This window comes from Pseudoalteromonas aliena, from assembly GCF_038155085.1.
GTDB lineage: Bacteria > Pseudomonadota > Gammaproteobacteria > Enterobacterales > Alteromonadaceae > Pseudoalteromonas > Pseudoalteromonas aliena_A.
Genome location: NZ_JBAKAU010000250.1, coordinates 1 through 213, shown reverse-complemented (window position 1 = coordinate 213; position 213 = coordinate 1). Strand labels below are relative to the sequence as shown.

Below are 213 nucleotides of genomic sequence, written 5' to 3'. Positions count from 1 at the left end.
GGCTAAGCAGTTTGATGTTGTAGTTATTGGGGGCGGGCTAGCTGGAGCTAGTTGCGCGCTCAGTATTGCTAAAACAAACCCTTCACTCACTATAGCGGTAGTAGAAGCAAATCCAGTAACGGGCGATTAACACCAAAGCATTGATGACAGAAGCATAGCGCTAGCTCATCAATCGGATGAGTATTTACAGCGCTTAAATTTGATTGATAAAAA

The 213-nt window shown here is 43.7% G+C and carries 1 pseudogene; it reads left to right on the top strand.

Going from position 1 to position 213, the window contains the following annotated elements:
- Positions 1 to 213 (top strand): annotated as a pseudogene (locus V6260_RS19265) (FAD-dependent oxidoreductase); the annotation flags it as partial.